The organism is Streptomyces caeni (assembly GCF_042678285.1).
Taxonomy (GTDB): domain Bacteria; phylum Actinomycetota; class Actinomycetes; order Streptomycetales; family Streptomycetaceae; genus Streptomyces; species Streptomyces caeni.
This window is the reverse complement of the sequence record NZ_JBHUDX010000128.1, coordinates 22,640-31,390: the sequence shown is the minus strand read 5'-3', so window position 1 is coordinate 31,390 and position 8,751 is coordinate 22,640. Positions and strand designations below refer to the sequence as shown.

6 protein-coding genes are annotated in these 8,751 nt (G+C 71.9%); 5 read left to right on the top strand and 1 reads right to left on the bottom strand.

Annotation, left to right across the window (positions count from 1 at the left end; translation table 11 throughout):
* Positions 1 to 44: 44 nt before the first annotated feature.
* On the bottom strand, positions 45 to 1,841 hold the full coding sequence (locus ACFSL4_RS35310; protein WP_381091971.1) for a bifunctional metallophosphatase/5'-nucleotidase: 1,797 nt from the start codon (positions 1,839 to 1,841) through the stop codon (positions 45 to 47).
* A gap of 160 nt (positions 1,842 to 2,001) precedes the next feature.
* Here ACFSL4_RS35310 and mshD point away from each other — a divergent pair, with 160 nt between their 5' ends.
* From mshD to pstS, 5 genes are all read left to right on the top strand, one after another.
* Positions 2,002 to 2,976 (top strand): mycothiol synthase, encoded by a 975-nt coding sequence (gene mshD, locus ACFSL4_RS35305; protein WP_381091969.1) that lies wholly within the window; start codon positions 2,002 to 2,004, stop codon positions 2,974 to 2,976.
* A gap of 320 nt (positions 2,977 to 3,296) precedes the next feature.
* Entirely contained in the window at positions 3,297 to 5,579 is a 2,283-nt protein-coding gene (locus ACFSL4_RS35300) for an RNA degradosome polyphosphate kinase (RefSeq protein ID WP_381091968.1), read from the top strand.
* On the top strand, positions 5,560 to 6,669 hold the full coding sequence (locus ACFSL4_RS35295; RefSeq protein ID WP_381091966.1) for a CHAD domain-containing protein: 1,110 nt from the start codon (positions 5,560 to 5,562) through the stop codon (positions 6,667 to 6,669). The genes ACFSL4_RS35300 and ACFSL4_RS35295 overlap by 20 nt, the downstream gene beginning before the upstream one ends.
* Before the next feature lie 78 nt (positions 6,670 to 6,747).
* Positions 6,748 to 7,161: an NUDIX hydrolase gene (locus tag ACFSL4_RS35290; RefSeq protein WP_381091964.1), complete on the top strand. Its 414-nt coding sequence runs from the start codon at positions 6,748 to 6,750 to the stop codon at positions 7,159 to 7,161.
* Between the two features lie 383 nt (positions 7,162 to 7,544).
* A complete protein-coding gene (gene pstS, locus ACFSL4_RS35285; RefSeq protein ID WP_381091962.1) occupies positions 7,545 to 8,672 on the top strand; it encodes a phosphate ABC transporter substrate-binding protein PstS in 1,128 nt (375 codons plus the stop codon).
* The last annotated feature ends 79 nt before the right edge of the window (positions 8,673 to 8,751 follow it).

Sequence of the window (8,751 nt, the reverse complement as noted above, 5' to 3'; positions counted from 1 at the left end):
CCGCTCATCGCGCGGCCGTCACCGCGCGCGGTCGCCGCGGGCGGTCACCGCACCACCGTGATCCGGTCCGCCGTCGGTACCGGGTACGGCGCGGTGGCCGACGAGTGGGCCGTCAGGTAGGCCTCGAAGGCCGCGAGGTCGTCGCCGCCGACCAGGACGCCCGTGCCCTTGCCCAGTTCCGCGAAGCCGTCGCCGCCGCCCGCGAGGAAGGAGTTGACGGCGACGCGGTAGGTGGCGGCCGGGTCGATCGGCGAGCCGTTCAGCCTCACGGAGTCCACGACCACGCGCGCGGCGCCCGACTTCGTCAGGTCCAGGGTGTAGGTCAGGCCCCCGGACACCTGCAGGATCTTCGGCGAGGCCTCGTTCACGCCGCTGACCTGCTGCTGCAGCGCCGCGATCAGCTGGGCGCCGGTGAGGTCGAGCAGGTTCACGGTGTTGGAGAACGGCTGGACCGTGTACGCCTCGCCGTACGTCACCACTCCGTCGCCCTCGCCTCCGCTCGCCGTGTAGGTGAGCGGTGCGCGGATGCCGCCCGGGTTCATGAGCGCGAGGTCCGCGCCGGGGTCCACGGACTTGGCGTACGCCAGCTGGGCGTCCGCGATCAGGTCGCCGAGCGGCGACTCGGTGCCGGTGTTGCCGATCTCCCCCGCGATGTAGCCGATGGGCCGGGAGGCGACGGGCGCGGCGCGCGTCTTCCACTTCGTGACCAGGTCCGTCATGTCGGGGGCCTTGGCGACGTCCCGGGTGACCACGTGGTTGGCGGACCTGACGGCCGTACGGGCGATGTCACCGGTCCAGCGGTCGTACGTCAGCGTCGTGTCCGTGTACAGCCGGCCGAACGAGGAGGCCGAGGTCACCATGCGGGGGCGGCCCGCCGGGTCGTTGATCGTACACACGTACGCCTGGTGGGTGTGACCGGTGACCAGCGCGTCCACCGCCGGGGTGACGTGCTTGGCGATGTCGACGATCGGACCGGAGATGCCGTCGCCGGCTCCGGGGCTGTCGCAGTCGTAGTTGTAGGCGCTCGACGCGGGGGCCCCGCCCTCGTGGATCAGCGCGACGATCGACTGCACGCCCTGCCGCTGGAGCACCTTGGCGTACTTGTTGATGGTCTCGACCTCGTCGCCGAACTTCAGGCCCTTGACGCCCTCGGCGGAGACGATGTTCGGGGTGCCCTCCAGCGTCACGCCGATGAAGCCGACCTTGACGCCGTGCTTCTTCCAGACCCAGTAGGGCTTGAGGATGGGCCGGCCGGTCTTCTCGTCCGTCACGTTCGCGGCGAGGTAGGGGAAGTTCGCTCCCTGGAACGTCTCGCCGTCGTCGTAGCAGCCGTCCTTCGGGTGACAGCCGCCGTTCTGCAGCCGGGCCAGTTCGAGGGCGCCCTCGTCGAACTCGTGGTTGCCGACGCTGGTGACGTCCAGGTGCAGCTTGTTGAGCGCGTCAATGGTGGGCTCGTCGTGGAACAGCCCGGAGATCAGCGGCGAGGCGCCGACCATGTCGCCGGCGCCGGCCGTGACGGAGTACGGGTGGCCGGCTCGCGCCTGCCGCAGATGCGTGGCCAGGTACTCGACGCCGCCCGCGTCGATGGTCTTGGTGGTGCCGTCCTCCTCGTGCTCGGTGACCCGCCCCGAGGAGCCGGCCGGCGGCTCCAGATTGCCGTGCAGGTCGTTGAAGGACAGCAGTTGCACATCCTGGTAGCGGCCCGGGTACCCGTGCCCGTGGCCCGGCCCGCCCCCGTGGGCGTCGGCCGGCAGCGCCGTCATCAGGGCGCCCGCGGTGGCGAGGCCCGCGGCGGCCCCGAGGATGCGGTGAAGAGGTCTGAGCCGGAAGGTCGGCGGCATGTGCCCCCCTGTGTCGTGTCCTGTGTCGTGTCAAAGAGCGTGCCGAGACGGTCGTTCGCGCAGCCTAGGGTCAACGCGCGTAGCGCAACAGGGGGTTAGGGGTTACGAGCAGGTTGCCGTTGCCTCCCGTTTCCGGGGTCCGCCCCGTACCCTCGTACCCATGACCAGCGACGACACCGCCCGCCCGGCATCGCCCCGCTCCATCGAGACCGTCAGCGCGCTCTCCCCCGGCCAGGCCGAGGCGGTGCTCGCGCTGCTCGCGGAGGCCGCCCGGGTGGACGGGCAGCAGGCCGTGTCCGAGCAGGGGCGGCTGCAGTTGCGGGGCGGCGAGCGGGAGGGCGTGTCGCATCTGCTGCTGACGGTCGACGGCGCACTCGTCGGATACGCGCAACTGGAGGACACCGACCCGGTGGAGGCCCCCGCCGCCGAGCTGGTCGTGCACCCCTCGCACCGCGGCCACGGGCACGGCCGCGCCCTGGGCTCCGCGCTCCTGGCCGTCTCCGGCAAGCGGCTGCGGGTGTGGGCGCACGGCGGCCACCCCGCGGCCCGGCACCTCGCGCAGGTCCTCGGTCTCACCCTGTTCCGCGAACTGCGCCAGATGCGCTGCCCGTTGACCGGCATCGACCTGCCCGAGCCCACGCTGCCCGAGGGGGTCACCGTACGCACCTTCGTGCCCGGCCGGGACGACGCGGCCTGGCTCGCCGTCAACGCCGAGGCGTTCGCCCACCATCCGGAGCAGGGCTCCCTCACCCAGCGCGACCTCGACGACCGTATGTCCGAGCCGTGGTTCGACCCTCGCGGCTTCTTCCTCGCGGAGCGCCGGGGCGAGCAGGGCCCCGAGCTGATCGGCTTCCACTGGACCAAGGTCCACGCCGAGATGGGGGTCCCCCCGGCCGAGCGAAACCGAGACTCGGGGAGGATCGGCGAGGTGTACGTCCTCGGCGTCCGTCCCGGCGCCCAGGGCGGCGGGCTGGGCCGCGCCCTCACCGCGATCGGCCTGCGGCACCTGGCCGCCCAGGGCCTGCCGACCGCGATGCTGTACGTCGACGCGGACAACAAGGCGGCGCTCAGCGTGTACGAGCGGCTGGGCTTCACCACCCACGAGACCGATCTGATGTACCGGACGGAGACCTGAGCGGCAAGCCCGAGCGGACGCCTGAGGGACCCGGGCGCCCGGCGGCCCGGGACGGCGCATACACTCCCCCTCCGGGCCAGCCCCGGGGCGGCGGCTCCCGGCCGACCTCCGCGGGACCCTCCCCGCTATCCCGCACGTCATGTCGCCGTAACCATTGATTCAGACGGGCTTGCGACGCTCGGTCAATGAATGCCGCCGTGCCAGAGCCCTCGCCGCCCCCCGACCAGGGTGCCGGCGGGCAGCGCGGGCGTTTCTTCGCCGCGCTGCCGCCCGCTCTCTCCGACGCGCCCGTCACCCGGTCGGCGCGGAAGAATGGGTTCATGAGCCAGCAGAACGCCCAGGCACAGGCCCACCCGTCCCCGGCCGCCCCGCGTGACGCGGAGCCCGCGGGTCGCGCGCCCCTGCAGAATCAGCAGCAGCCGTCCGTGGGGTCCATCGCCGCGCACCGCCCCCACACCAGGGGCCCGGCGGTCTCGGACCTGGACCCCGACCTCGACGCGGACCTCGACGGGTACGAGGAGGCGGAGGGCGACCGGCTTCCCCAGGGCCGCTTCCTGGACCGGGAGCGCAGCTGGCTGCAGTTCAACGAGCGCGTGCTCGAACTGGCGGAAGACCCCGACACGCCCCTCCTGGAGCGGGCGAAGTTCCTCGCGATCTTCGCCGGCAACCTGGACGAGTTCTTCATGGTCCGGGTGGCCGGCCTCAAGCGCCGCATCGCCACCGGTGTCGCCACCCGGTCGGCCTCCGGCCTCCAGCCCCGCGAGGTGCTGGAGATGATCTGGGCCCGCTCCCGCGAGCTCATGGCCCGGCATGCGGCCTGTTTCCACGAGGACGTCGCCCCCGCGCTCGTGGAGGAGGGCATCCACCTGGTCCGCTGGAACGAGCTGACCGAGAAGGAGCAGGCCCGCCTGTTCACCCTCTTCCGCCAGCAGATCTTCCCGGTCCTCACCCCGCTGGCCGTCGACCCCGCGCACCCCTTCCCGTACATCTCGGGGCTCTCGCTCAATCTCGCAGTCGTGGTGCGCAACCCGGTCTCCGGCCACCGCCACTTCGCGCGCGTCAAGGTGCCGCCGCTGCTCTCCCGCTTCCTGGAGGCGTCCCCGCAGCGGTACGTCCCCATCGAGGACGTCATCGCCGCGCATCTGGAGGAGCTGTTCCCGGGCATGGAGGTCCTGGAGCACCACACGTTCCGGATCACCCGCAACGAGGACCTGGAGGTCGAGGAGGACGACGCCGAGAACCTGCTGCAGGCCCTGGAGAAGGAGCTGATGCGGCGCCGCTTCGGGCCGCCGGTGCGGCTGGAGGTCGAGGAGTCCATCGACCGGTACGTCCTGGACCTGCTCGTGCGCGAGCTGAAGATCTCCGAGGCCGAGGTGTACCCGCTGCCGGGCCCCCTGGACCTCACCGGCCTGTTCGGCATAGCGAACCTCGACCGGCCCGAGCTGAAGTACCCGAAGTTCGTCGCCGGCACCCACCGCGACCTCGCGGAGGTCGAGTCGGCCTCCCCGCCCGACATATTCGCCGCGCTGCGGGAGCGCGACGTACTGCTGCACCACCCGTACGACTCCTTCTCGACCTCCGTGCAGGCGTTCCTGGAGCAGGCGGCCGCCGACCCGGACGTGCTCGCCATCAAGCAGACGCTGTACCGGACCTCGGAGACCTCGCCGATCGTCGACGCGCTCATCGACGCCGCCGAGTCCGGCAAGCAGGTCCTCGTGCTGGTCGAGATCAAGGCCCGCTTCGACGAGCAGGCGAACATCAAGTGGGCCCGCAAGCTGGAGGAGGCGGGCTGCCATGTCGTCTGGGGGCTCGTCGGGCTGAAGACGCACTGCAAGCTGTCGCTGGTCGTGCGGCAGGAGGGGGACACGCTCCGCCGCTACAGCCACGTCGGCACCGGCAACTACCACCCGAAGACCGCACGCCTGTACGAGGACCTGGGGCTGCTGACCGCCGATCCGCAGGTCGGCGCGGACCTGTCCGACCTCTTCAACAGGCTGTCGGGATACTCGCGCCGCGAGACCTACCGCCGGCTGCTGGTCGCCCCCAAGTCCCTGCGTGACGGTCTGGTCTCGCGGATCACCAAGGAGATCCAGCACCACCGTGCCGGCCGCCCCGCGTACGTGCGCATCAAGGTCAACTCGATGGTGGACGAGGCGATCGTCGACGCCCTCTACCGGGCCTCACAGGCCGGCGTCCCGGTCGACGTGTGGGTGCGCGGCATCTGCGCGGTGCGCCCGGGCGTCCCCGGCCTGTCCGAGAACATGCGCGTGCGGTCCGTCCTCGGCCGCTTCCTCGAACACTCCCGCGTCTTCGCCTTCGGCAACGGCGGCGAGCCCGAGGTGTGGATCGGCAGCGCAGACATGATGCACCGCAACCTCGACCGTCGTATCGAGGCACTCGTCAGGGTGACCGACCCGGCCCACCGGGCGGCCCTCAACCGGCTCCTGGAGACCGGCATGTCCGACGCCACGGCCTCCTGGCACCTGGGCGAGGACGGCGAGTGGACCCGGCACGCCACCGACGCGGACGGCCAGCCCCTGCGGAACATCCAGGAGATGCTCATAGACGCCCGGAGGCGCCGGCGTGGCACAGCAACACCTTGATCCCCCCACCGGGCCCGCGTCCGGGCCCGTGGCCGGCGAGGCCGTCGCGGACTACCTGCGGAGCCAGGCCACGGAGTTCCTCCGGTCGCTGCGGCAGCACCGGGAGACCGGCGCCGACGGGGCCGGCGCCGCACGGGCGAGGACAAGGTCGGGGGAGGGCGGCGCGGAGGAATCCGGCGACGCGGCACGCGCGCTGCGCCGCTCGGCCCGCCGCATCAGCGGCACACTGCACACCTTCCGCCCCCTGCTCGACGCCGACTGGTCCGAACGGATGCGCCCGGAACTCGCCTGGCTGTCGGGCACGCTGGCCCGTGAACACGCCTACGCCGCCCGGCTCGACCGGCTGCTCTTCGCGCTGCACCGGCTGTCGGGCTCCCCGGTCCTGCCCGCGCAGTCGACGCGTGCGGCGGACTCCGCAGGCGGCGGCCCGCGCGCCCAGCTCACCGCGCCGGACCGCGGCAGCCTGACCGTCGGCGCTGCCAAGGCCGGCGCGCTTCTGGAGCGCCAGCTGACCCTGGCCCGCACCCGCGCCCACTCCGCGGCCCTGCAGGCGCTCGGGTCGAGCCGCTTCCACGCGGTGGCCGACAGCGTCGCCCTCCTGGCCAGCGAGGTTCCGCTCACCCCGGCCGCGGCCACCGCCGATCTGCACCCCCTGGCCGCAGCCGCCGAGGAGCGGCTGGACGACGCGATCGCCGCGCTGCCGCTGGTCACCGCGGGGCACCCGTACAACGCGGAGGCCCTGATCCACGGCCTGTCCCCCGATCCGGCCCCGCACCCGCAGGACGCCCCCTGGCACCAGGTGCGGCTGCTGCTGCGGCTGCACCGCTACGCCCGCGAGGTGCTGGACGGCGAGCACGGCGGGCACTCGGATCCCGGCGGGCGGCTGCCGGCGGCGGGCCAGGCGCTGAACCGGCACCGGGACGCCTCCGAGGCGGCCGCCGCGGCGGCCGCGGCGGCGCGCACCCCGCGCATCGCCCCGGCGACGGCGTACGCGCTCGGCGTTCTGCACGCCGACCAGCGCCACGAGGTGGAGGCGGCCCGCTTCGCCTTCCAGCAGTCGTGGCAGAAGCAGGTGGTGCCCACCCGCTGAACGGGCCCGGCGAAGTCCCACCGGCCTCCCTCAAGCTCTCATCCACGTGCGAGGGGAGTGAGGAGCCATGAGCACCCGATGAGCGACGACACCATCCGCGCGGCGGGCTGCGTCCTGTGGCGCCGCTCCCCCGTAGACGGTGAGCTGGAGATATGTCTGGTTCACCGGCCGAAGTACGACGACTGGTCCCACCCCAAGGGCAAGCTCAAGCGCTGCGAGGACGCGCTCACGGGGGCGCTGCGGGAGGTCGGGGAGGAGACGGGGTACCTCGCCGTGCCGGGCGCGCCCCTGCCCACCGTCCACTACGAGGCGCAGGGACGCCCCAAGCAGGTCCGCTACTGGGCGGCCGAGGCGGCGGGCGGTTCCTTCACCCCGAACCGCGAGGTCGACCGCGTGCTCTGGCTCCCGCCGGCCGCGGCGCGCAGGTGTTCGACCCAGTCCCGCGACCGGGACCTGGTGGACGCCCTGCTGAACGCGCTCGACCCGAGGTGATCCCCGCGCGAGGGCGCGCGGAACGACACGGAAGGCACCCGGTCCCCACAGGGAGCGCGCGGCGCCCTCCGTACGACCGCCCACGGCCCGCATCCGGCCGAAACCGCAGCTCGTCCGCCCTGCCGCGGCCAAGCCCGCCGGAATGTCCCCGTGTCCGAGACGTAAGCCTTCCGTGACCTAACCACACCGTCCGCAGGGGTTCACCTTCCGTTCATTTTCGACCATCGGCCGCTTCACCTGTTCTGCCTAATTTCGGCCTTACCCGGTGCGAAGCACGCATGAAGGCGTGCGAAGCACTTCCCCGTTCACAGCGGCCCCCGACCGGGCCGACCACACTTCGCACGCCGCCCCAGGTCGGCGGCTCCTGGAAGGAACTCCCGAAAGTGAAGCTTCAGCGCAAGAACCGGCTTCGCGCCCTTTCCCTCGGTGCTGTCGCCGTCTCCGGCGCCCTGGCCCTGACGGCGTGCGGCTCCGATGACACGGGCAAGGACAACGGCTCGAGCGGATCGGCCACCGCCTCCAGCAACTCGTCCATCAAGTGCGACGACGCCAAGGGGCAGCTGCAGGCGGCCGGCTCCACCGCGCAGAAGAACGCGATCGACGCGTGGGTGAAGCAGTACACCCAGGCGTGCAAGGGCGTACAGATCAACTACAACGCCAACGGCTCCGGTGCCGGCATCACGAACTTCCTGCAGGGCCAGACCGCCTTCGCCGGCTCGGACTCCCCGCTGAAGCCCGAGGAGATCACCGAGTCGAAGAAGGTCTGCACCGGCGGCCAGGCCATCGACCTGCCGATGGTCGGCGGCCCGATCGCGGTCGGCTACAACGTGCCGGGTGTCGACACCCTGGTCCTCGACGCCAAGACCCTCTCGGGGATCTTCGACGGCAAGATCACCAAGTGGAACGACAAGGCCATCGCGGCGCTGAACCCGGGCGCGAAGCTGCCCGACCTCAAGATCCAGGCGTTCCACCGTTCGGACGAGTCCGGCACCACGGACAACTTCACCAAGTACCTCAAGGCCGCCGGCGAGTGGTCCTACGAGGGCGGCAAGAGCTGGCAGGCCAAGGGCGGCCAGTCCGCGCAGGGCTCCTCCGGCCTGGCCGCGCAGGTGAAGCAGACCGCGGGCGCCATCTCGTACTTCGAGCTCTCCTACGCCGCCGACGGCATGAAGACGGTCGACATCAAGACGGCCGCCGCCCAGCCGGTCAAGGCCACCACGGACAACGCCTCCAAGGCCATCGGCGCGGCCAAGGTCGTCGGTACCGGCAAGGACCTGGCCCTGAAGTTCGACTACAACCCGACCACCGAGGGCGCGTACCCGATCACCCTGGTGACGTACGAGATCGCCTGCGACAAGGGCAACAAGGCCGACACCCTCCCGACGGTGAAGTCCTTCCTCGGTTACATCGCCTCCGAGGACGGCCAGAAGCTGCTGTCCGAGGCCGGCTACGCCCCGCTCCCCACCGAGGTCGCCACCAAGGTCCGCGAGACCATCGCAAGCCTGAGCTGACATGAATACGCGGTCCGCTCCCGTCGGGAGCGGACCGCACCGTCCGGTGCACCGCCGCCTGGAGCCGCAGTCCGCTGTG

Bases quoted from the DNA above. Each gene is read 5' to 3' on its own strand.
- ACFSL4_RS35310 (WP_381091971.1), bottom strand. From the start codon at position 1,841: ATGCCGCCGACCTTCCGGCTCAGACCTCTTCACCGCATCCTCGGGGCC.
- mshD (WP_381091969.1), top strand. From the start codon at position 2,002: ATGACCAGCGACGACACCGCCCGCCCGGCATCGCCCCGCTCCATCGAG.
- ACFSL4_RS35300 (WP_381091968.1), top strand. From the start codon at position 3,297: ATGAGCCAGCAGAACGCCCAGGCACAGGCCCACCCGTCCCCGGCCGCC.
- ACFSL4_RS35290 (WP_381091964.1), top strand. From the start codon at position 6,748: ATGAGCGACGACACCATCCGCGCGGCGGGCTGCGTCCTGTGGCGCCGC.